This is a genomic window from Variovorax sp. Root318D1 (assembly GCF_001424835.1).
Taxonomy (GTDB): Bacteria; Pseudomonadota; Gammaproteobacteria; order Burkholderiales; family Burkholderiaceae_C; genus Variovorax.
Genome location: NZ_LMCQ01000012.1, coordinates 701,043 through 722,570, shown reverse-complemented (window position 1 = coordinate 722,570; position 21,528 = coordinate 701,043). Strand labels below are relative to the sequence as shown.

The following is a 21,528-nucleotide window of genomic DNA, read 5'->3' as shown; positions in this document are numbered from 1 at the left end:
AAAAAACAAGCGGCTCCGCACCCGGTCCCAGTTTAGCTGGCGAGCGCTACGGCTGTTGCAGCCGCAGCAGCAGCTCCGCGCTCGGATACCCGTCCGCGGGCAAGCCGACGCTGCGCTGGTAGCGGCGCAGCCCCTCGCGGGTGGCGGGACCCATCACGCCATCGGCCGCGCCGGTCGCAAAGCCGCGTTGACTGAGCGCGGTCTGCAGCTCGACCACCTGGCTGCGCGAAAGCGCTGCCGTGTCTCTTGGCCACGGCGCCTGCACGCCCGGCCCACCGCCCAGGCGCTGCGCAAGCAGGCTCACGGCGAGCGCGTAGTTGGTCGAGTTGTTGTAGCGCAGGACGGCACGAAAGTTGGGCCCGACCAGGAAGGCCGGACCGCGTGCGCCCGCGGGCAGCAGCACGCTGGCGTCGGCCAGTTCGGGCAGCGGCTGGCCGTCGATGGCGCGCAGCCCCTCGGCCGCCCATTGCGCGCTGGGCTGGCGCACGGCCATGTCGGCACGCCCGTAGTCGAAGCCCGCCGGCAACTGCACCTCGACGCCCCAGGGCGCGCCCGCCTGCCAGCCCGAACGAACGAGAAAGTTCGCGGTCGACGCGACGACGTCGGGCATGCTGCCCCAGATGTCGCGCCGCCCATCGCCATCGGCATCGACCGCATAGGCCAGGAAGTTCGACGGCAGGAACTGCGTCTGGCCCATGGCGCCGGCCCAGGAGCCGATCATGCGTTCGCGCGCGATGTCGCCGCTGTCGAGAATCTTCAGCGCTGCAAGCAGCTCGTGGCGAGCCCAGTCTTCGCGCCGCCCTTCGAAGCCGAGCGTTGCCAGCGCGTCGACGACGGGGGTGTTGCCGTAGTTGCCGCCGTAGTTGCTTTCCATGCCCCAGATGGCGACCACCACGGCGGGCGGAACGCCGTAGCGCGCCGCGGCCGCATCGGCTTCGGCTCGCACCTGCTGCAACTTGTCCTGTCCGGTGGTTACGCGCTGGGGCGTGACTGCGTTGTCGAGATAGTCCCAGGTGGTGCGCGTGAACTCGGGCTGCGCGCGATCGAGTTCGATGACGCGCGGCAGGTACTGGACCTGGTCGAACGCGCTTCGCAGCGTGGCCTCGCTGATGCCTTGCGCGCGCGCGGTGATGCGGAAATCTGCAACCCACTTGGCGAACCGCGGCTCGATCGCCGCGTCGTCCGGGGCGGCCTGTTTTGGCACGGTCGGCGCGGGCCGTACCGCTGTTGTCGATTCCTTCGGCTTGGTGCCTGGAGTGGCCAGTGTCGATGGAGCGGACGCGCAGCCCGCCAGTAGCGCGGCCATGGCCGCCGACACGGCGAGGAGCGCGAACAGGCCACGCCGCGAGAAGGTGATGCTGGATGAATGCATCAATCGATTCTCACCGCTGGCTCGCGCACGCTGTTACGAGACGCTGCTCTTGCCTGGCGGGTCTGCCGGGCGGGCACGGGGCGCACGAATTCGGGCTGGAAACAACGCTGGCTTCCGTCGGCGAATTCGATGGTGACCGAAACCGCATCGGCGCCCACCACGCTGCCGACGCCGTAGCGTGGAACGCGGACGGAAGCGCCACGTGCAAACGCCACGCGCGGCGGTGGCGCCTGCGCCGCATCCGCCTCTGAAACCTGCGCTTGCGCGGCCTGCTCGCGCTCATGCCTTGCAAGCCGCACGCAGTTGTCGCAGGCACCGCAGCGCGCCGCGAGCTCATCGCTGCCGAGACCCGACAGCAGCACCTGCCAGCGGCACATGCCGGTGGTCGCGTAGAAGGTCATGCGCTCCAGCGCCTCGCGATCCTGCTCGCGCTTTTCACGATGGTCTTTCAACAAGGCGTCGAGCTGGGCGTCTTCGAGGGGTGGGTTCTTGCCCCAACGCAGCAATCCATCGCCGTCGCGCTCCACCAGGCCCTCCTGCCGCAACAGGCTCAGCAACACGCGGAGCTTGCCGCGCGGAAGGTGCGCTCGCTGCTGGAGCTCCGCCGCCGACCAGCCCGGCCGCGCATCAGGCGGCGCACTCGACAAGACCTGCTGCAGGGCGCGCAGCTCGGCCGCCTCGGGCAGCCAGCCGGCCAGGAAGAACTGCTGCACGGCTTTGTCTTGCCGCAGGTAGAGCAGCACGCAATCCGCGCGCTCGCCATCGCGGCCGGCACGGCCCGTCTCCTGGTAATAGGCGTCCAGGCTCGACGGCATCTGGTAATGCAGCACGAAGCGGATGTCGGGCTTGTCGATGCCCATGCCGAATGCGTTGGTGGCGACCATCATGCGAAGACTTGCAGCCATGAAGGCGTCTTGTGCTTCGTGCCGCTCACCCGCGCGCAGCTTGCCGTGGTACAGGCCGACGGATTCGCCGGTGCCGACCAGCTTGGCAAAGAGCGCCTCGGCCGCTTTCACGGTCGCGGTGTAGACGATGCCGCTTCCCTGCAGACCCTTCACCAGCGCAAGCGCACGTCGCAGTTTGTCCTCCTCGCGCATCGCGGGCTCGACGGCGTAATGCAGGTTGGGCCGATAGGCGCCGGTGTCGATCAGGCCGGTGCGTGGAATGCCGAGCTTCTGCATGATCTCTTCGGCCACCTCATCGTTGGCAGTGGCCGTGAGCGCCAGCACCACCGGGTTGCGCAAGGCGCGAACCGCTGCACCGATCTCGAGAAACGCGGGCCGGAAGTCGTGCCCCCACTGCGAGATGCAATGCGCCTCGTCCACCACCAGCAGCGACGTGGACCGCCGCTGCAGCAGTTGCAGGAAGGCCGCATCGGCCAATCGCTCCGGCGTGCTGAAGACCACGCGTGCGGTGCCGTCGGCAATGGCCTTCTCCGCGGCCTCGATCTCATCGGCGGAGCACTGGCTGTTCAGCTGCACGGCGCGCACGCCGTTGGCTTCGAGCTTTTCGCACTGGTCCTTCATGAGCGCGATCAACGGCGAAACCACCACGGTCTGCCCAGGCGCCAGCACCGCGGGCACCTGGTAGCAAAGCGATTTTCCGGCGCCCGTGGGCATGACGGCCAGCGTCGATTCACCCGCCACCACACGGTCGATCACGCGGCGTTGCCCGGGTCGCAGCCGCTCATGGCCGAACACGTCGCGAAGCACCCGGTCCACATCGGATTCGGTTGCATGGGACCGGCTGCGCCCGTGTCGGGCCGTGGCGGCTCCATGCGAATGAGCAGGAGATCCCCGTGGAGTTTGCGGGCTCATCCGCGCGGGTGGCCACTCAGGCCCGACGCTCATTGGCCTTTGCTCGGGCGACTACACAGCGGGCTTGCCCAACTGGGTGGCCAGTTCGTCGAGGATGGCATCGTCGGACATGCCCAGTTCGGCGCCGGTCGGCGGATTGCTGGCCGGGTCGGACGCTGTCCTGACAGCCATGGCCTCCACAGCGGCCTGTTCTTCGGCGCTGAGTTGCACCGAAGGTTCGCCGGTGTCGCCATCCACCGCCATTTGCTGCTCGGGGTCGTCGACGTATTCCCATTTTTCGCCCTGATTCCACGGGCCGCGCACCTCGCCGTCCTTGGACAGGTCGAAGTAGACCTTCGTGAACTCGGGCATGCCGGGCAGCTTGCCCGGCGGGAAGTTCGGCTGGATGGCGTAGAGCGCCTTCTCGAACGACTTCTGGTGCGCGATCTCGCGCGTCATGAGAAAGCCCAGCGCCTCTTTCACGCCCGGATCGTCCGTGAGGTTGATCAGCCGCTCGTAGATGATCTTGGCGCGCGCCTCGGCCGCGATGTTGGAGCGCAGGTCGGCCGTGGGCTCGCCGATGGTGTCGATGTAGGCGGCCGTCCAGGGCACGCCGGCCGAGTTGACGAGGGCCGGGCCGCCGCCATAGAGCACCTGCGTCACGTGGCTGTCGTTGCCCGCGCCGGTGATGGTGCGAAAGGCTTCCGCCTCCGCATCGACGCCTTCGGCAAGGCGCCCCTTGGCGCCCTTGTTGAGCATGGCCACGATGGTGCCGATGACTTCCAGGTGGCTCAGTTCCTCGGTAGCAATGTCGAACAGCATGTCCTTGCGGCCCGGATCGTCCTCGCCCACGGCCTGTGTGAAATAGCGGCAGGCCGCGGCCAGCTCGCCCTGCGGGCCGCCGAACTGCTCGAGCATGAGATTGGCGAGACCGGGATTGGTCTCGCTGACGCGCACGGTGTACTGCAGTCGCTTGTTGTGGGAGAACATGCGTGGCTCCTTCGGCAAGAAAAGTGGAGATGAATGAAGGGAGAAACGAGAAAACAGCTTCCATGGTGCGGGCCGCGCTGCACGCCGAACTCGGTATGCATCCCATGGTGCTGTAGGTTGATTCCGTCTCCATCCGGCCGCGCAGGACATCGCCTGCACCGCGTGCTCTTGCCGTCCGATGTGCCCCTGCAGCCCTGCAGCAGACCATGGCCCCTGGCGATCTACATAGGAGCACCAGCATGACTCGCAAACCTACATCCGCCACGCCAGCGGATCCGGTGACGCGCCAGCCGGCGTCGGGACTTCCACTCGAGGCCGAGGTGCGCGCGAAGGATCTCGAACTGGATGAGTCCGTCGAACTGGATGAGTCCGCCCACCCGGAAGGCACGGTCGACGACGAAGCGCAACCCGGCAAGGGCGAGAACGCACCCGGCTTTTTGAAGCGCCGCAATCCTTGAGATGCGCTGGCGCGGTGAAGGGCGGCGGCAACGAGTGGTTATCAGGCCACAGGTGCAGCTACCGTCCGACAGGGCACGCGGCGTGCCCGGCATAGATTTTTCCTGTGTCGCCGAGGCGAAGGTCCGCTTGCGGACCGGCAAGGAGAATCATGAAATCGCTCGAACCGCTTCTGCGCGCCGTCACGCTCGTAGGCATGGTGGCGCTCGCCGCGGGGTGCGCCGCCCCGCCGGCGCCCGTTGCGCGGGCCGGTGCAACGACCGCCGCGCGAACGGGCGGCCTTCTGGACCCGCAGTTCATCACTGCGGCGGCGGGCAACGGCCGGTACGAGATCCAGGCGTCGCGCATGGCCATGTACCGCGCGGCCAGCCCTCAGGTGCGAAGCTATGCGCAGATGCTCGTCGACCACCACACCCGGGCCCGCAACGAACTCATGGCGCTGGTTCGCGACAGGGGAATGAGGCTCCCCGGCGTGCTGCCGCGCGGCAAGCACGCCAAGCTGCACCGCCTTGCTTCAGCCACGGAGGACGAATTCGATCGCACGTACATCCGGCTCGTGGGCATTGAAGACCACCAGGCGGACATTGCGCTCTTCGAGCGCGCGAGCCGCGAGGCCCGCGATCCCGAGTTGCGCGCCTGGGCAGGCAAGACGCTGCCGACGCTGCGCTCGCACCTGGAGGCGGCCCGCACTCTCAACGCGGCCATGCATTGATCGCCCGTCCGGCTTCGGCAAGAAACCCGGTCAACGACACGCGACATGTCCGAAGAAGTCAACCGCGGAGAAAGAGCAGCAGGCCGTGTCCGCCGACGAGTCGAATCTCACGAGCCGATGCGCTCCTTTCCTACATTCAAGGAGAAATCAATGCCACATGAAACCTTCGCCGCATGCATCGAAGCCTGCAACGGCTGCGCGACCGCGTGCAATCACTGCGCCGCCTCCTGCCTGAAGGAAGCCGACGTCAAGATGATGGCCAGGTGCATCGCGCTCGACATGGACTGCGCGGCCGCCTGCCAGTTTGCCGCCGCCGCCATGGCACGCGGCAGCGAGTCTGCCAAAGCCATCTGTGCCCTCTGCGCCGACATCTGCCAAGCCTGCGGCGAAGAATGCGCCAAGCACAAGCACGACCACTGCCAGGCGTGCGCCAAGGCCTGCAAGGACTGCGCGGCCGCCTGCCGCGCGATGGCCGGCTGAACCGCGCGGCGGACGGACGGGCGGTGCGCCCTCAGCGCTTCTGGCGCAGGAGCTCCGCCTTTTTGGCCAACTCAATCGCTTCGACGATCTGCTGGATGGAAAGCGGCCCGGCCAGGTCCACTTCACCGGCAAGAACGCTTTCCAGCGCGGCGCTTCCCGCAGGCCCGGTCAACCACGTGAACACCGAAGTGATCGAGCCGCCGCCGAACTTGGCATGCAGCGCCTGGGACGCCGCGCGGCTGACCTCGACAAACGCGGCGTGATCGGCTGCGGCCGAAGCTGCGCGAACCACGACACAGAACGCTTCGAGCTTGTCGGCTTCCGCACGCAGGCGACCAGCTTTGGCTGCGCTTTGGTCGGCAAGACCGTTGGGCGTCGGTTCGAGGGGATCGGTGAACTGATCGGGAGACATGGGGGCAATCATTGCAAGGAACCCTTGATTGTCGCGGCACGCTGCGCGTCCAGCGCGCGGCAGCCTCGCTCATCCGACAAAAAGCAGCGCCGGGCATTCGAGCGAAGCCCGCACGGCCTGAATGAATTCAGCCGCGAGCTGCCCGTCCACCACGCGATGATCGAAGGAGGAGGACAGGTTCATCATTCGGCGCGCAACCACCGCGCCGCCTTGCATCACGGGGCGCTGCACGATGCGGTTGACGCCGACGATCGCGACCTCGGGCGCGTTGATGATCGGCGTGGAAGCAATGCCGCCCAGCGCGCCGAGGCTGGTGATGGTGATGGTGGAGCCGCTCAGTTCGTCGCGCGTGGCCCGGCCCGCGCGCGCGGCCTCGGCCAGGCGCGCAATTTCGGTTGCGCTGGACCAGAGGTCACGTGCTTCCGCGTGGCGCAGCACCGGCACCATGAGGCCGGCCGGCGTCTGCGTCGCGATGCCGACGTGCACCGCACCGTGCCGCGTGAGCACGCCCTTTTCGTCGTCGAAGCGGGCATTCACCTGCGGAAAGCGCGGCACCGCCAGCACCACCGCGCGCACCAGCAGCGGGAGCAGCGTCAGGTGCGCGCGCTCGGCGCCCCAGCGTTCATTCATGCGCGCGCGCAGCAGCTCCAGCTCGGTGACGTCGATCTCCTCGACGTAGGTGAAGTGCGGAATGCGGCGCATCGCATCCTGCATGCGCTGTGCAATGCGGCGGCGCACCCCGGTGATTGGCACGGCCTCCTCGTCGTTGCGCTCGGCAGGGGGCGCCGCAGTCGGCGCCATCGATCGGTTCCGGCGGACGAGCCAGGTGTCGAGGTCCTCGTGCAGGATGCGGCCTTGCTCGCCACTGCCCGGCACTTGTTGAAGGTCGATGCCAAGGAGCGTGGCCCGATGGCGCAGAGCGGGCGAGGCGAGCGGCTTGGCGGACGATGGGCGCGTGCGTTCGGCCGGCGCGGGTGTCGGCATTTGCGTGGGTGCAGGTGCAATTGAAGACGCGACTGCGGCTGCTGGTGCCGGCGCGGCACGCGCCGCCTCCGTCTCGCCGCTGGCCTCCACATCGATCCGGATCAGCTCCGCCCCCACAGCCATCTGCCGCCCCACTTCGCCGCCGAGCGCGAGCACCTTGCCCGCCACCGGCGAAGGAATCTCGACGGTGGCCTTGTCGGTCATCACGTCGGCCAGCACCTGGTCTTCAATCACCGTGTCCCCGGGCTGCACACGCCACGCCACCAGTTCCACTTCTGCGATGCCTTCGCCGAGGTCAGGCACCTTGATTGCATGCGTGGCCATTCAGTTCTCCATGGCGCGCCGGAATGCGGCGCCGACCCGTGCCGGGCCTGGAAAGTAGGCCCACTCCTGCGCATGCGGATAGGGCGTGTCCCATCCGGCCACGCGCCCGATCGGCGCCTCCAGATGGTGGAAACAGTGTTCCTGCACCAGCGCCGCCAGCTCGGCGCCGAAGCCGCTGGTGCGCGTGGCCTCGTGCACGATCACGCAGCGGCCGGTCTTCTTCACCGATGCGACGAGCGTCTCCAGGTCCAGCGGCCACAGGCTGCGCAGGTCGATGATCTCGGCATCGATGCCAGTCTCTTTCGCGGCCGCTTCCGAGACGAAGACCATGGTGCCGTAGCTGATCACCGTCAGGTCGGCGCCGGGGCGGAACACCGTGGCCGATTCGAGCGGCACCGTGTAGTAGCCCTCGGGCACTTCGCCGAGTGGATGGCCGGTCCATGACACCAAGGGCCGGTCATGGTGGCCGTCGAAGGGGCCGTTGTACAGCCGCTTGGGCTCCAGAAAAATGACGGGGTCGTCGTTCTCGATAGAGGCGATCAAGAGGCCCTTGGCATCGCGCGGATTGGAAGGCATCACCGTACGCAGCCCGCACACGTGCGTGAACAGCCCCTCGGGGCTCTGGCTGTGCGTCTGGCCGCCGTAGATGCCGCCGCCGCAGGGCATGCGGATGGTGATCGGCGCGGTGAAATCGCCCGCCGAGCGGTAGCGCAGGCGCGCCGCCTCGGACACGATCTGGTCGTAGGCCGGATACACGTAGTCGGCAAACTGCACCTCCACCACCGGACGCAAGCCGTAGGCACCCATTCCGATGGCCGAGCCGACGATGCCGCCTTCGTTGATGGGCGCATCGAACACGCGCGAGCGGCCGTACTTGGCCTGCAGGCCTTCGGTGCAGCGGAACACGCCGCCGAAGTAGCCGACGTCCTGGCCGTAGATGATCACGTCGTCGTCGCGCTCGAGCATCACGTCCATGGCGGAGCGCAGGGCCTGGATCATGGTCATCGAAGCCATGGCGCTCATCCCTCCGACGCCAGCTGCTCGCGCTGCCGCTTCAAGTGCTCGGGCATGTCCTTGTAGACGTCCTCGAACATGGTCGCCGCGCCAGCGACGTGGCCATCGGCCATGGAGCCGAAGCGCTCGGCCTCCTTCAGCGCGGTGTTCACCTGCAATTCCAGGTCCGCTTGCGTGCGGTCGTGCTCCTGCTGCGACCAGGCGCCGATGGACGTGAGATGTTTTGCAAGGCGCGGGATCGGATCGCCGAGCGGAAAATGCGCCCAGTCGTCGGCCGGCCGATAGCGCGAGGGATCGTCCGACGTCGAGTGCGCGCCGGCGCGGTAGGTCACCCATTCGATCAGCGTCGGACCGAGGTTGCTTCGAGCGCGCTCCGCGGCCCAGCGCGAGGCGGCCAGCACCGCGAGAAAGTCGTTGCCGTCCACGCGCAGCGAAGCGATGCCGCACCCCACGCCGCGCGCCGCAAAGGTGGTGGCCTCGCCACCGGCAATGGCCTGGAAGGTCGAGATCGCCCATTGGTTGTTGACCACGTTGAGGATCACCGGCGCTCGGTACACGTGCGCAAAGGTGAGCGCGGTGTGGAAGTCGGACTCGGCCGTGGCGCCGTCGCCGATCCATCCCGAGGCGATGCGCGTGTCGCCCTTGATCGCCGAGGCCATGCCCCAGCCCACCGCCTGGATGAACTGCGTGGCCAGGTTGCCCGAGACCGAGAAGAAGCCGGCCCGCTTCATCGAATAGCACACCGGCAGCTGCCGGCCCTTGAGCGGATCGCGCTCGTTGGACATCAGCTCGCAGATCATCTCCACCATCGACACGTCGTCGCGCACCAGCAGCAGGCCCTGCTGCCGGTAGGTGGGAAAGCACATGTCGCCCGGCTGCAGCGCCATCGCGTGGCCGGTGGCAACGGCCTCCTCGCCAAGGCACTGGATGTAGAACGAGATCTTCTTTTGCCGCTGCGCGATGAGCATGCGGGCGTCGAAGGCTCGCGTTTTCATCATTGCACGCAGGCCGCGGCGCAGCAGTTCGGGGTCGGCCTCCGGCACCCACGGGCCAACGGCGCGGCCCTCGTCGTCGAGCACGCGCACCAGCGTGAAGGCCAGATCACCGGTGTCGGCTGGCAATGCGTCGACGGGAGGCTTTCGCACCTCGCCGGCCGGCGAAAGGTGGAGGTAGGAAAAATCGGTCTCGCGCCCCGGCCGCCCGGTGGGCTCCGGCACATGCAGACGAAGAGATGCGCCCTGGCTCATCGCGTTGTCTCCGCGCTCGATGGGATCGCTCGCCAGCAAAGCCTAGCGAATTTCAGCCGAAAGCGCAGTCGGTCAAGCGCGTATTTCTTTCCATGCGCAGGGGCCGGGCGAGCCCCACGGGGTCGGCGTCACGCCACGGCTTCGAAGAAGGCAAGCTTCCGGGCGCGAGGCAGTGCCTTGACCTTGATCTCCGCCCGCAGCGCACTTCCCTTGTCTGGGTAAGCGCGGGCGGCAAGCACGCGCAACGGCGGACGCGCCCGTGTGAATTTGGCGCCCAGCCCGAAGACATGCTGAAAGAAGCGGCGCTCCACGTCGAGCGCGATCCCCGTGTAGTACACGCCGCCCTCGCATTCGAGGAGGTAGAGCCAGTAAGGCACGGGCCCGGCGTCGGGCAAGGTTGAAGGCATGGGCCCGGATTGTGCAGCGACAATCTGCCGATGGCTCAAGGCAAACGCATCTCGGCGGACATCGACAGCGGCGCCCTCGACGCGATCAAGCGCATGGGTGCGGCCGCCAAGCAGGCGCGCATCGATACCGGCGAAGGCCAGGCCGCTGCGGCCGCCCGGCTGGGTGTGCATGTCCAGACAGTCGCCCGCATCGAATCAGGTGAACCAGGCGTCGCCATCGGACACGTGCTGGGCATGCTTGCGCTCTACGGCATCGAAACGAAGTTGCTGCTTACTGGCGACGACCAGCCCACCTCCTGAGTCTGTTCGTTTGCCGCGTGCTTGCAAGCGGCAGCAGGCGTACAGTCGAGTGATCGAGCCCTCTGGCGCTGGCAGCCGCCGCAGCCCCGTGAGGCTCTCCACGAAGGAGGTCTTAGATGTCCCAGCATGCCATTACCGCTGTTCACTTCAAAGACGGAAAGATCGATCTCGTCGCCATTCACCCGGTTGTGGAGCAGGAGTTCGGTTCGACGGAATTCGCACTCGGCGCGGCAAGGCGAATCAGCATCCGCGAATGCGAGGACCTCCTTGCCGCCGGCGAGGAGGTGTGCCTTGCAAGGCGCACCGAGAGCCATGCCTGGGAAGTCGTATGCGACGTCGGTCTCCTGCCGGACGGAGCCGGCATCACGGGTGTCGACATCGTGGGCCGTCCCAACGATGCGTTGCAGAAGCTTCCTGCGTGGGACTGAGGGCCAACCGGCCTATCTCATGGTTCCCAGATCCCGGACATCGGCTCGGAGAGACACACGGTCGCCTTTGACCAGCGGCAGGTTGACGAACAACTCGAGTCTTCGACGCAGTGCGTAGAGGGCCTGGATCGCGCCGTAGGCCGTCTTTTCTGGATCTCCCAATGCGGCAACGTCCGGCATCGACCAAAGTGCGGTATCCGCTTGCCCCGGCCATGCCGGCTGGGCCCCGATCGTCTCCTCGTCCAGCGTGATGATGAACGCGGCTCTCGCGGCACCCCGTTCCTTCAACCTCTCCCAACTTATTGGAATTCCAAGAGGCGGTCGCATCCGGGCGCTCGCCAGCGCGCCGAGCGCGGCTGGATGAATTTCGCTGGCGAGGTACTTTGGAGAGCCGCACGACAGGGCCGCAAAGCGTTCACCGCCGACGTGTTCGAGACATGCATGTGCAAGAACGCTGCGAAGCGAGTTGCGCTTCGAAACAAAAATGACCCGGACCTTGCCCGCCGTTGACATATAGAGTCGAGCTTAGCGCAGGGGTGGCAGTTCAATCTCGCCGGCAACTTTCCCATCTTTCCTATAAGGACGATTCGATGAGTAAGGATCAAGCTCGCCTGCAGCACCTTCTCGTGCGAATGCAGGCCTTGTACGGAGCAGACGATGCCGATGTTCTTCAGCTTCGTGACGCAGTGCGGCGACTGGAGCTCGACGAGTCCCGCACATGCGGGACCCTGCGCTATTCCAATGCGCCCCTGTTTTCCGACCGGGCAACGCGCCTGGCGCGGGTGAGCCAGAACAGAGGCTTGTTGTAAGGACGGCCGCGAACATCAGGAACCTCAGGATTCGAGGCGCAAATTGCATTCCCTACCAGCGTCCGCGACCGTCAATGCATATCCTCGCATTGCACTCTGACGTGCATGTGACTTCGGCCGCCCGGCGGCAAGATGCGAGGCTCCTGCCGAGCCGACGATTCAATGCGCAGTTTGCAGCTGATCGAGGTCCAGCAGAAGATAATTCGCAGATCGACCTGCTTTCCGGCTCCCGTCGTCGCTGACGATGATGATTCGGTCGACCCCGTCGATGACGGCCGGGCTTACTCCTTCTGCGCGCTCCAGGCCCTGAAGACCTGGAACCGTGACTCGACGCGCTGCGCCACCTCGCTGACCATTCCAGCGCCAGAGGGCAAACTGGCCCGGCTCGCGCGAAATCGGCCCGCTGATGACCAGGTACTCGCCGATGGCGGGGACGTAGGACAACCCACGAATTCCGTGGCCGCCCAGATCCAGCTCATCGAGATCAGCCGCCACCCGGGGGGCCTCATCCGCCTCGAAGAGGCCTTGCGGATTCTCGACGCTGGCGATGATCGCTCGGCCATTGCGCAACGGGCTGCGAAAGCCGATCAGCAGCCGCTGCTGGTCCGGGCCGATCTCCAACGCTTCGATATTGAGCCCGCCACCGGTCTTGACATCGCGGATCTGGGCTGCCGAGGCCAGTTCAGGATGCTTCGCCATCAGGGCGCGCTTCAATCCGTCGACGACTTTGGGGTCCTCGACCCGATTCCCCTCGATCCGAAACCGGACCAGTCGTTCACGTGACTTCTTTTCGTTGCCTTCGTCGTCTCGGGAATGCGATGTGATCGCGTAGACGAAGCCTGCGCGGTCCAAGGCAAGTCCTTCGAGATCATCCAGTTTCCAGAAGTCGCTGAATATTTGAAGCAGCCCGGCAGTGAGCTCGGTGCTGTCGACACTTCCGTCGGCGCCGAGCACGACCAGACTGAAGGGATGCCCCTTTTCGTCCTCGACCACAAGAAAGCGCCCATCCGGCAACTGCTGGATCGCCGACGGCTCATAGATGCCGGTCAGGGGCTGGAAAGCGGGGAGTCTCTTCTGCGCCATGAAAGCATTGTCAACCCACTTATCCGCTTTTCCCAGGCCCTCGTGGCACAGGCATCGCCGATGCCGCGAGAAACGCCGTGCGGCCTTCGGTTGGCCTACTTCTTCGGGCGCCCAGCCTTCAGCGGCGCCAGCGAGTCCAGCGCACCGCGCAGTTGGGTGTCGGTGAGTTGTTGAAGCGCGTGCAGCCCGGCTCGCAGCAGCTCGCTCTTCTTGGCGGGGCGTTTGAAACCTAGCGCGCGATCCTTGAGGACGGCAATCAGACCGAAGTCCTGCTGGGGCATCGTGAAGCTGTCTCGCACGAGCTTGCCTTTGGTCTTGGCCGCGTCGCGGGCGGACTCGGAGGAAGTGGCCTGGAAAGACGTTGCCAATTCCGTGCGGGGAGGAGCGGGCCGGGTGACCTGAGGCGGCGCGACGACGGCCTTCACCGTCTTGGCCTTCAGCGGCCCCGTCTTCTTTGCAACTGTCTTCTTTACTGATGCTTTCTTCACGGATGCTTTCTTCACTGACGTCAACTCTTTGGGTGCGGCGGTGGTCTTGGCGCCGGCTTTGGTCGGCGTTGCCTTCTTGGCGACTGCAGCCTTCTTGGTCACCGCTGCCTTTTTTGCCGAGGACTTCGTAACCACCGGTTTTGCCGGCGTGGCCTTCCGAGGCGAGACCTTCTTGGCGGCGGTCTTCTTGACGGCCGCCTTCTTCGTCGCGGCTACTTTGGGTTCGCGCACTGGCGCCTTCTTGGCCGCCGGCCTTTTGCGTGCAACCGGCTTGGCGATTGGCGGGTTCGACGGCAGCTGTGGTGCAGCAGGCGTTGTCGACTCTGCCGGAGGCTGGACCGCGGAAGCGACCACTGTCGGGTCGGTTGCGTCGCTGGGCGAGGAAGTCATTTCGTTGTTGGTCATGCCAAAGTCAGTCATTGAGGATATTTCGATTATGGTGTAAATGATTTACACCATTATTTTGAACGCAATCGGAGTCTTCTCAAGAGCCTGTCCGTCGATGGACCATCACGTCGAAGCAGGGGCGCCGGCAGCACCCGGATCTTTCCTCTTGTCTTTCCTTGCGCGCATCTTCACGCTCCACCAAGCAGCAGTGGCTTATGAGCAATACGGATCCTTCGCCCCCCCTCCCGGAACCGGGCCGTATTGCGCGGCGGACGAAGGCCGATCAGACCGGGTGGAGCCGCTGGTTGCCGGGGCTGCGCACGCTGCGCGAGTACCAGGTGGCCTGGCTGCGGCACGACATCGTTGCCGGACTGGTGCTGACCACGATGCTGGTGCCCGTCGGCATCGCCTACGCGGAGGCGTCGGGCGTACCCGGCATCTATGGCCTCTACGCAACCATCGTTGCGTTGCTCGCGTACGCCGCGTTCGGACCCAGTCGGATTCTGGTGCTGGGCCCGGATTCCTCGTTGGCTGCCGTTATTCTGGCCGTCGTTCTCCCATTGTCTGGCGGCGACCCGCATCGCGCGGTCGCCCTTGCGGGCATGATGGCGATCGTGTCGGGGGCGGTGTGCATCCTTGCCGGCATCGCGCGCCTGGGCTTCGTCACCGAGCTTCTCTCCAAGCCGATTCGCTACGGCTACATGAACGGCATCGCGCTGGCGGTATTGATCAGCCAACTGCCCAAGCTTTTCGGCTTTTCGATCGAGGGCGACGGACCGTTGGGAAACCTGAGAGCCATCGCTACTGCGGTGATGGATGGCAAGACCCACTGGACCACGTTCATGGTCGGCGCGGGCACACTGGCCGTCATCCTGCTGCTCAAGGGCCGCAAGCGCGTGCCAGGCATCCTGATCGCGGTGGTGGGAGCGACCGCCGCCGTTGGCGTGCTGGACCTTGCGGCAGGCGCCGGGGTGTCGGTCCTTGGCACGGTCCCTCAAGGTCTGCCTGCGTTCACTATCCCGTGGATCACCACTGCCGACATCGTCCCAGTCCTGATCGGCGGTTGTGCCGTCGCTCTCGTCTCGTTCGCCGACACCAGCGTGCTCTCTCGTGTCTATGCGGCACGGACCCGCAGCTATGTCGACCCGAACCAGGAGATGGTGGCGCTCGGCGCCGCCAACCTGGCGGCCGGACTTTTTCAGGGCTTTGCTGTCAGCAGCAGTTCGTCACGCACCCCCGTGGCCGAGGCCGCAGGCGCCAAGACCCAGCTGACCGGAATCGTCGGCGCGCTGGCTGTTGCCCTGCTGCTGGTGGTGGCGCCCGACCTGCTGAAAAACCTGCCCACCAGCGCACTGGCCGCGGTGGTGATTGCATCGGCCATCGGCCTGATCGAGGTCGCCGACCTGCGACGAATCTATCGCATCCAGCGCTGGGAGTTCTGGCTGTCGATCGCTTGTACCGCCGGCGTGGCGGTGCTGGGCGCGGTCGAAGGCATCGGCTTGGCCATCGTGATTGCGGTCATCGAATTCCTGTGGGATGCCTGGCGCCCGTACTCCGCCGTTCTGGGACGCGCCGACGGCGTCAAGGGCTACCACGACATCACGCGCTATCCCGATGCGCGCCTTATCCCCGGCCTCGTCCTGTTTCGCTGGGATGCGCCGCTGTTCTTCGCCAACGCCGAACTGTTCCACGACCGGGTGCTCGACGCCGTGGCTTCGTCGCCTACGCCAGTGCGCTGGCTGGTCGTTGCGGCAGAACCCATCACCAGCGTGGACGTGACCTCCGCCGACATGCTGGCCGAGTTGATCGAAACCCTGCACGCGGCCGGCATTCAGTTGTGCTTTGCCGAGATGAAGGACCCCGTCAAGGACAAGCTGAAGCGGTTCGGGCTTTTCGAGCGGCTTGGGGATGGGGCGTTCTTTCCGACCATCGGTACCACCGTCAGCCGATATCTCGAGACCCATGCGGTGGATTGGGTGGACTGGGAGGACGAGAAGCGCTGACGAATGGCAGCAGCCAACGTCAAGCGCAGGCTATATTGCTCGCTCAGCAACTGAGAGAAATCACCATGGCAAAAGCCTATTGGGTCAGCGCGTACCGCGCCGTCAGGGACGCCGACAAACTTGCGGCGTACGCAAAGCTGGCCGGCCCGGCGATCGCTGCAGGCGGCGGGCGCTTTCTGGCGCGCGGCCTGCCCGCCGAAGTCTACGAGTACGGTTTGCAACAACGCACCGTACTGATCGAGTTCGACAGCGTCGAGCAGGCCAAAGCCACGCACGACAGCCCCGATTACCAGCTTGCGCTTGAGGCGCTGGGCGACGGCGTCGAGCGGGATATGCGGATCATCGAAGGCGTCTGATCGACGGCGCGCTGCGGCGCCCGACCTTGTGCGATCCCTGCGAAAGCACACTGCTGCCGGATAAGCGCAGTGTCCAGCCCACTACTTCTTGTTGCTGAGTTCGCGCTTGGCCGCCCATCGCGTGTCGGTATGACGCCCGCTGTATTCCTGGTCGATCTCGTCGATCAGCTTCTCGGCGTTCTTCGGATCGACCGCGGCAAGGATGGCATCGATCTTGGCCTCCATCCGGTCGTCGCCTTCCTTCGACTGCGGTGAACCCAGGTAGAGCAGAAGGGCCAGGCCGCCCACCTGCCAGAGCAGCTGCAGGAACTCGGACTGCCAGTTCTCCAGGGTGTCGCGCATCATCTCGACCAGGTAATTGCCGAACTCGACAGGATGGCCGAACTGCGTCTGCTCGTTCACATAGGCGAACCATCCGAAGACCCAGTGGCCGAGCAAGGAAATGAGAAAAAAGCCAAGCGTGACCCAGGCGAAGCCATAAAGCTTCCAGATCGATTTCTTCTTCATGCGCGGACCCCCTTGTCGTTCGGTTAGGGGATTGGGCGCCTCCGGCGACGGCAGTCGGGAAGGAGAAGGCCGGCGTTGCGTCGATGGAGCGTCCTACGCCGGCGTGAGGCCCTCACTCCACGGTCACGCTCTTCGCAAGATTGCGCGGCTTGTCCACGTCGGTTCCGCGCGCGCAGGCCGTGTGGTACGCCAGCAATTGCAGCGGCACCACATGCAGGAGCGGCGAGAGTGCGCCGTAGTGCTCGGGCATGCGGATCACGTGCAGGCCTTCGCCACCCTTGATTTTCGTGTCGCCGTCGGCCAGCACATAGAGCACGCCGCCGCGCGCGCGCACTTCCTGCAGGTTGCTCTTGAGCTTTTCGAGCAGCATGTCGTTGGGCGCCACGGCCACCACGGGCATCTCGCTCGTGACGAGGGCGAGCGGGCCGTGCTTGAGTTCGCCGGCGGCGTAGGCTTCGGCGTGGATGTAGGTCACTTCCTTGAGCTTGAGCGCGCCTTCCAGTGCAATCGGATAGTGCAGCCCGCGGCCGAGGAACAGCGCGTTGTCCTTGCGCGCGAAGTCTTCGGCCCAGCCGATGATCTGCGGCTCCAGAGCGAGCACCGATTGCAGCGCAACGGGTAGGTGGCGCATTTCCTTCAGGTAGCGCGCCTCGTCGGCTTCGCTCAGGCGGCCTTTACTCTGCGCAATCGCCAGGGTCAGCAAAAAGAGGCCGGCCAGCTGCGTGGTGAAGGCCTTGGTCGAGGCCACGCCAATTTCCACGCCGGCACGCGTGATGTACGCAAGCTTGCACTCCCGCACCATCGCGCTGGTGGCCACGTTGCAGATGGTCAGCGTCTGCTCCATGCCGAGCGAGCGCGCATGCTTGAGCGCGGCCAGCGTGTCGGCGGTTTCGCCCGACTGGCTGATGGTGACCACCAGCGTCTTCGGGTCGGGCACTGAATCGCGATAGCGGTATTCGCTCGCGATCTCGACCTGCGTCGAGATCTTCGCGATGCCTTCGAGCCAGTACTTGGCGGTACAGCCGCTGTAGTAGCTGGTGCCGCAGGCCAGGATGAGGATCTTGTCGATGTCCTTGAAGACTCGGTATGCACTGGCACCAGTGGCGCCGTCCTGCCCGATACCGTCGAACAGCTCCGGCACGATGCCGGCCACGCCTTCGAGCGTGTCGCCGATGGCGCGTGGCTGCTCGAAGATTTCCTTCTGCATGTAATGGCGGTAGGGGCCGAGCTCCGCCGCGCCGCTGTGCGCTTGCACGGTGCGCACCTGGCGCTCGACGGGCTTGTGGTTGCGGTCGACGATCCAGTATTTGCCGGGCTGCACGTCGATCACATCGCCTTCTTCGAGGTACACGATCTGGTCGGTCACGCCGGCCAGCGCCATGGCATCGCTCGCGAGAAAGTTCTCGCCGCCCTCCTTGCCCGCACCCAGGATGAGCGGCGAGCCCGCGCGCGCACCGACCACGCGCTGCGGCTCGTCGCGGCAGATCACGGCTATGGCATAGGCGCCGTGCAGCTGCAGCACCGCGGCCTTCACGGCCTCGAACAGGTCGCCGTCATAGAGGCTGTCGACCAGGTGGGCAATGACTTCGGTGTCGGTCTGGCTCTCGAACACGTAGCCCTTGGCTTCGAGCGCCGCGCGCAGGGCTTCGTGGTTCTCGATGATGCCGTTGTGCACCAGTGCGATACGGCCGGGCCGCGTGCCCTGCGCATCGGCACCGGGGCCGTGGCTGAAATGCGGGTGCGCGTTGTGCACGGCCGGCGCGCCATGCGTTGCCCAGCGCGTGTGGGCGATGCCGGTCAGGCCTTCCACATGGTCTTCGCGCACCTGGGTGACGAGATCCGCCACGCGCGACGTGGTGCGCGCCCGCGTCAGGCCGCCCGCATGAACCGCCACGCCGCACGAGTCATAGCCGCGGTATTCGAGCCGCTGGAGGCCTTGGACGAGGACCGGAACGATGTTGCGATGGGACGCTGCGCCGACGATGCCACACATGGTGAGCTGCCTTTGGATGAAGAGGAGGCCTGATGGTAGAGAGCAGCGTGAAAAATATGCGCTCGCAATTTCATTGATTTTGAATTTTTATTTCACTCTCTCGCCTTCGTGGTTTTTTATTCCATAATTTGCTCATATATGGAATCAATTTCCCTCGATGCAATAGATCTCCGCCTGCTCGACGCATTGCAGCAGGACGCCTCGCAGACCAATCAGCGCCTGGCCGCCGACGTTGGCATTTCGCCGCCCACCTGCCTGCGCCGCGTTCAGCGGCTGCGGCAAGAGGGGCTCATCGAGCGACAGGTCGCGCTGCTCTCACCCGATCGGCTGGCGACGGTGCTGGGGCATGGGCTTCAGGCGGTGATTGAGATTTCGCTGGACCGGCAGGACGCCGCCGCGCTCGATGCCTTCGAGACGCGCGTGATCGCCGACGACGCCGTTCAGCAGTGCTGGCGCGTCTCGCCGGGACCGGATTTCGTGCTGGTGGTGGCCGCCCGCGACATGCCGGACTACGGCGCGCTGGCGCAGCGGCTCTTTACCGCCGATGCCAACGTGCGCAACGTGAAGGCTTTTTTCAGCCTCAAGCGCGCGAAGTTCGATCCCAAGGTGCCGCTCGCGCCCTGAGCGCGCAGCTTGCCTGCTTCAGGCGTTCAGGCCTTGGGCGTCTTCTGCGGGCGCTTCCAATTCGGAAAGCTCACCTGCTTGCCGCGCGCCACGGTGAGCGCCCCGGGCTGGGTCGACTTGTTGACCGTGGAGCCACCGCCGATGGTGCCGCCCGCGCCGATGGTGACGGGCGCCACCAGCACGCAGTTGCTGCCCACGTGCACATCGTCCTCGATGACCGTGCGATGCTTGTTGGCGCCGTCGTAGTTGGCGGTGATGCTGCCGGCGCCGTAGTTGACGCGCTGGCCCACGCTCGCATCGCCCAGGTAGGCCAGGTGATTGGCCTTGGCGCCGTCGGCCAACGTCGAGTTCTTGACTTCGACGAAGTTGCCGATGTGCACCTCGGCACCCAGTTGGGCGCCGGGCCGCAGCCGGGCGAAGGGGCCGACGAGCGACCTTTCGCCCACGGTCACGCCGGCCTTCTCGCCGTCGATGTGGGTGAAGGGATGGATCACCGCACCCGCTTCGATGCGTGCATTGGCAATCACGCAGTTCGCGCCAATGCGCACGCCTTCGCCCAGGTACACCGCGCCCTCGAACAGGCAGTTGACGTCGATCTCGACGTCGGCCTCGCAGGCCAACGTGCCGCGCACGTCGAAGCGCGCCGGGTCGGCGAGCCGCACGCCTTGCGCCATCAGCGCATCGGCCTGGCGCAGCTGCCACGCCCGCTCGAGCGACGCCAGTTGCGCGGGGCTGTTGATGCCGGCCACCTGGAGCGCATCGCCGATCACATGCGCAACCACGGGCACGCTGTCGGCGGCGGCCAGCTTGACGATGTCGGTGAGGTAGTACTCGCCCTGCGCGTTGCGGTTGTCCAGCCGCGCGAGCCAGCCCTTGAGCCGGCCGGCAGGCACGGCCATCACGCCGCTGTAGATCTCGCGGATCTGGCGCTGCGCCTCGGTGGCGTCTTTCTGCTCGACGATGGCCGTGACTTCGCCGGCGTCGCCCTGCCCTTCGGCGCGGACGATGCGCCCGTAGCCCGAAGGATCGTCGAACTCGATAGTCAGGAGCGCGAGCCGCTCACCCGCGCTGGCGGCGATCAGTGCGCGCAGCGTTTCCTCGCCGATGAGCGGCACGTCGCCCGACAACACCAGCACCGTGCCGTCGTCGGGCAGGAGCGGAACCGCCTGCTGCACCGCATGGCCGGTGCCAAGCTGCGGCTCCTGCCGCGCAAACTGCAAGCCGGCACCCAACGCGCTGGCGGACATGGCGGCCTCGACCTCGGCTGCGCCATGGCCGGTGACCACGACCACGTGGCGGGCGCCGATGCGTGCGGCAGTGTCGGTCACGTGCGCAAGCAGTGCACGCCCGGCCAATCGATGCAACACTTTGGGCAACCGGCTCTTCATGCGCGTGCCTTTGCCGGCCGCCATGATGACGACGTCGATGGGTCCTTGGTTGTCCTGCGGAATCTGATTCATGCTTCTTTCTACCCGAATGAGTGGCGCCAACTTGGCGCGAATTATCGGCGTGCTGCTGGTGGCCGCCGCGCTCGGGGCATGCAGTGCGGTCAAGCTGGCCTACAACAATCTTCCCGAGGTGAGCTATTGGTGGCTGGACGGCTACCTCGACTTCGACGGGTCGCAAACGCCCAAGGTGCGCGACGAACTCGCGCAACTTCAGGCCTGGCACCGCCAGAACGAGCTTCCCCGCGTGGCCAGCCTGCTGCAGGAAGCGCAAGCAATGGCACCGGGCGACGTGACCGCGGCACAGGCCTGCCGCATGGCGGACCAGATCCGCGAGCGCCTGCTGGCCGTGGCCGAGCGCGCAGAGACGGCGGGCACCGAGCTGGCCCTGAGTCTGGGCGAGGCCCAGTTGCTGCAGCTGGAGCGCAAGTACGCCAAGGTCAACGCCGAATACCGCAAGAAATGGCTCGACCGCAGCGCTGCCGAGGTCCAGGAGAAACGCTACGAAAAATACCTCGATCGCCTGGAAGATTTCTACGGCCGGCTCACCCCGGAGCAGCGCGACTTGGTTCGGCGGCAGGTGGCGCAATCGGGGTTCGACCCGCGGGTGATCGATGCCGGGCGCCGCAGGGGCCAGCAGCAGACGCTTGAAATGCTGCGCCGCCTTAACGCCAGCCGGCCGTCGGCGGCCGAAGCGCGCGCCGCCATTCATGCCTGGGTGATGCGCGTCGCCGCCCCGCCTCCTGGGCCTGGTCGCGATCAACAGCAGGCCCTGCTGCAGGAAGGCTGCCGCAACCTGGCGGCTCTGCACAACACCACCAGCGCCAGCCAGCGCGAACGGGCGGTGCGGCGGCTGCAGGCCTATGAGGACGATGTGCGGCAGCTGGCGGCTGCACGATGAATGCGAAGCC

General features: G+C 66.0%; 23 protein-coding genes. 9 read left to right on the top strand and 14 right to left on the bottom strand.

Annotation, left to right across the window (positions count from 1 at the left end; all coding sequences use genetic code 11):
* Positions 1-46: 46 nt before the first annotated feature.
* From ASC78_RS13500 to ASC78_RS13490, 3 genes are read right to left on the bottom strand one after another with little or no spacing between them, the layout of a single operon-like run.
* Positions 47-1,372 (bottom strand): lytic murein transglycosylase, encoded by a 1,326-nt coding sequence (locus ASC78_RS13500; protein WP_055801913.1) that lies wholly within the window; start codon positions 1,370-1,372, stop codon positions 47-49.
* On the bottom strand, positions 1,372-3,189 hold the full coding sequence (locus ASC78_RS13495; protein WP_082517519.1) for a RecQ family ATP-dependent DNA helicase: 1,818 nt from the start codon (positions 3,187-3,189) through the stop codon (positions 1,372-1,374). Before ASC78_RS13495 ends, ASC78_RS13500 begins: the two co-directional genes overlap by 1 nt.
* Positions 3,190-3,240: 51 nt before the next feature.
* Entirely contained in the window at positions 3,241-4,158 is a 918-nt protein-coding gene (locus ASC78_RS13490; protein ID WP_055801906.1) for a manganese catalase family protein, read from the bottom strand.
* Between the two features lie 239 nt (positions 4,159-4,397).
* Here ASC78_RS13490 and ASC78_RS13485 point away from each other — a divergent pair, with 239 nt between their 5' ends.
* The 3 genes from ASC78_RS13485 to ASC78_RS13475 all read left to right on the top strand — a co-directional run bounded on the left by ASC78_RS13485 (position 4,398) and on the right by ASC78_RS13475 (position 5,806).
* The gene (locus tag ASC78_RS13485) at positions 4,398-4,616 is read left to right on the top strand and encodes a hypothetical protein (RefSeq protein WP_157634442.1); all 219 of its coding nucleotides are present in this window, start codon (positions 4,398-4,400) and stop codon (positions 4,614-4,616) included.
* A 149-nt stretch (positions 4,617-4,765) separates the two neighbouring features.
* On the top strand, positions 4,766-5,326 hold the full coding sequence (locus ASC78_RS13480; protein ID WP_055801901.1) for a DUF4142 domain-containing protein: 561 nt from the start codon (positions 4,766-4,768) through the stop codon (positions 5,324-5,326).
* A 150-nt stretch (positions 5,327-5,476) separates the two neighbouring features.
* Complete coding sequence (locus ASC78_RS13475) at positions 5,477-5,806, top strand: four-helix bundle copper-binding protein (protein ID WP_055801898.1); 330 nt, start codon at positions 5,477-5,479, stop codon at positions 5,804-5,806.
* 31 nt (positions 5,807-5,837) lie between these two features.
* Here the strand turns inward: ASC78_RS13475 and ASC78_RS13470 are convergent, their stop codons facing one another.
* The 5 genes from ASC78_RS13470 to ASC78_RS13450 all read right to left on the bottom strand — a co-directional run bounded on the left by ASC78_RS13470 (position 5,838) and on the right by ASC78_RS13450 (position 10,194).
* The gene (locus ASC78_RS13470; protein WP_055801895.1) at positions 5,838-6,230 is read right to left on the bottom strand and encodes a hypothetical protein; all 393 of its coding nucleotides are present in this window, start codon (positions 6,228-6,230) and stop codon (positions 5,838-5,840) included.
* Positions 6,231-6,287: 57 nt separating this feature from the next.
* A complete protein-coding gene (locus ASC78_RS13465; protein ID WP_055801892.1) occupies positions 6,288-7,526 on the bottom strand; it encodes a dihydrolipoamide acetyltransferase family protein in 1,239 nt (412 codons plus the stop codon).
* Complete coding sequence (locus ASC78_RS13460; RefSeq protein WP_055802212.1) at positions 7,527-8,540, bottom strand: alpha-ketoacid dehydrogenase subunit beta; 1,014 nt, start codon at positions 8,538-8,540, stop codon at positions 7,527-7,529.
* Between the two features lie 5 nt (positions 8,541-8,545).
* Complete coding sequence (locus ASC78_RS13455) at positions 8,546-9,787, bottom strand: 3-methyl-2-oxobutanoate dehydrogenase (2-methylpropanoyl-transferring) subunit alpha (RefSeq protein ID WP_055802209.1); 1,242 nt, start codon at positions 9,785-9,787, stop codon at positions 8,546-8,548.
* 128 nt (positions 9,788-9,915) lie between these two features.
* Positions 9,916-10,194, bottom strand: coding sequence for a GIY-YIG nuclease family protein (locus ASC78_RS13450; protein WP_055801888.1), 279 nt, complete (start codon positions 10,192-10,194; stop codon positions 9,916-9,918).
* Between the two features lie 30 nt (positions 10,195-10,224).
* On the opposite strand from ASC78_RS13450, the gene ASC78_RS13445 reads away from it, so the two are divergent.
* A complete protein-coding gene (locus tag ASC78_RS13445) occupies positions 10,225-10,494 on the top strand; it encodes a helix-turn-helix domain-containing protein (protein WP_055801885.1) in 270 nt (89 codons plus the stop codon).
* Positions 10,495-10,610: 116 nt separating this feature from the next.
* A complete protein-coding gene (locus tag ASC78_RS13440) occupies positions 10,611-10,922 on the top strand; it encodes a hypothetical protein (protein ID WP_055801882.1) in 312 nt (103 codons plus the stop codon).
* 12 nt (positions 10,923-10,934) lie between these two features.
* Here ASC78_RS13440 and ASC78_RS13435 read toward each other — a convergent pair whose 3' ends face one another.
* From ASC78_RS13435 to ASC78_RS27050, 3 genes are all read right to left on the bottom strand, one after another.
* Positions 10,935-11,435 carry a protein-tyrosine-phosphatase gene (locus tag ASC78_RS13435; RefSeq protein WP_055801879.1) on the bottom strand — a complete coding sequence of 167 codons (501 nt, stop codon included), beginning with the start codon at positions 11,433-11,435 and terminating at the stop codon, positions 10,935-10,937.
* A 455-nt stretch (positions 11,436-11,890) separates the two neighbouring features.
* Positions 11,891-12,814 carry a DUF3616 domain-containing protein gene (locus ASC78_RS13425; RefSeq protein ID WP_055801872.1) on the bottom strand — a complete coding sequence of 308 codons (924 nt, stop codon included), beginning with the start codon at positions 12,812-12,814 and terminating at the stop codon, positions 11,891-11,893.
* A gap of 95 nt (positions 12,815-12,909) precedes the next feature.
* The gene (locus tag ASC78_RS27050) at positions 12,910-13,707 is read right to left on the bottom strand and encodes a hypothetical protein (protein ID WP_235505081.1); all 798 of its coding nucleotides are present in this window, start codon (positions 13,705-13,707) and stop codon (positions 12,910-12,912) included.
* Between the two features lie 197 nt (positions 13,708-13,904).
* Here ASC78_RS27050 and ASC78_RS13410 point away from each other — a divergent pair, with 197 nt between their 5' ends.
* Together ASC78_RS13410 and ASC78_RS13405 are read left to right on the top strand one after the other, a co-directional pair.
* Entirely contained in the window at positions 13,905-15,692 is a 1,788-nt protein-coding gene (locus ASC78_RS13410; protein WP_055801864.1) for a SulP family inorganic anion transporter, read from the top strand.
* Between the two features lie 65 nt (positions 15,693-15,757).
* Positions 15,758-16,048, top strand: coding sequence for a DUF1330 domain-containing protein (locus ASC78_RS13405; protein WP_055801861.1), 291 nt, complete (start codon positions 15,758-15,760; stop codon positions 16,046-16,048).
* 81 nt (positions 16,049-16,129) lie between these two features.
* On the opposite strand, the gene ASC78_RS13400 is transcribed toward ASC78_RS13405, so the two are convergent.
* Both ASC78_RS13400 and glmS read right to left on the bottom strand, forming a co-directional pair.
* Positions 16,130-16,555 carry a DUF6766 family protein gene (locus tag ASC78_RS13400; RefSeq protein WP_055801860.1) on the bottom strand — a complete coding sequence of 142 codons (426 nt, stop codon included), beginning with the start codon at positions 16,553-16,555 and terminating at the stop codon, positions 16,130-16,132.
* Positions 16,556-16,667: 112 nt separating this feature from the next.
* Entirely contained in the window at positions 16,668-18,548 is a 1,881-nt protein-coding gene (gene glmS / locus ASC78_RS13395; RefSeq protein WP_055801855.1) for a glutamine--fructose-6-phosphate transaminase (isomerizing), read from the bottom strand.
* A gap of 138 nt (positions 18,549-18,686) precedes the next feature.
* Here glmS and ASC78_RS13390 point away from each other — a divergent pair, with 138 nt between their 5' ends.
* Positions 18,687-19,172: an Lrp/AsnC family transcriptional regulator gene (locus tag ASC78_RS13390; protein WP_055801852.1), complete on the top strand. Its 486-nt coding sequence runs from the start codon at positions 18,687-18,689 to the stop codon at positions 19,170-19,172.
* Positions 19,173-19,198: 26 nt separating this feature from the next.
* Here the strand turns inward: ASC78_RS13390 and glmU are convergent, their stop codons facing one another.
* Entirely contained in the window at positions 19,199-20,632 is a 1,434-nt protein-coding gene (gene glmU / locus ASC78_RS13385; protein WP_055801850.1) for a bifunctional UDP-N-acetylglucosamine diphosphorylase/glucosamine-1-phosphate N-acetyltransferase GlmU, read from the bottom strand.
* On the opposite strand from glmU, the gene ASC78_RS13380 reads away from it, so the two are divergent.
* Positions 20,631-21,518, top strand: a complete 888-nt coding sequence (locus tag ASC78_RS13380; RefSeq protein WP_235505080.1) for a DUF6279 family lipoprotein — start codon at positions 20,631-20,633, stop codon at positions 21,516-21,518. The two genes, glmU and ASC78_RS13380, sit on opposite strands and share 2 nt — an antisense overlap.
* The last annotated feature ends 10 nt before the right edge of the window (positions 21,519-21,528 follow it).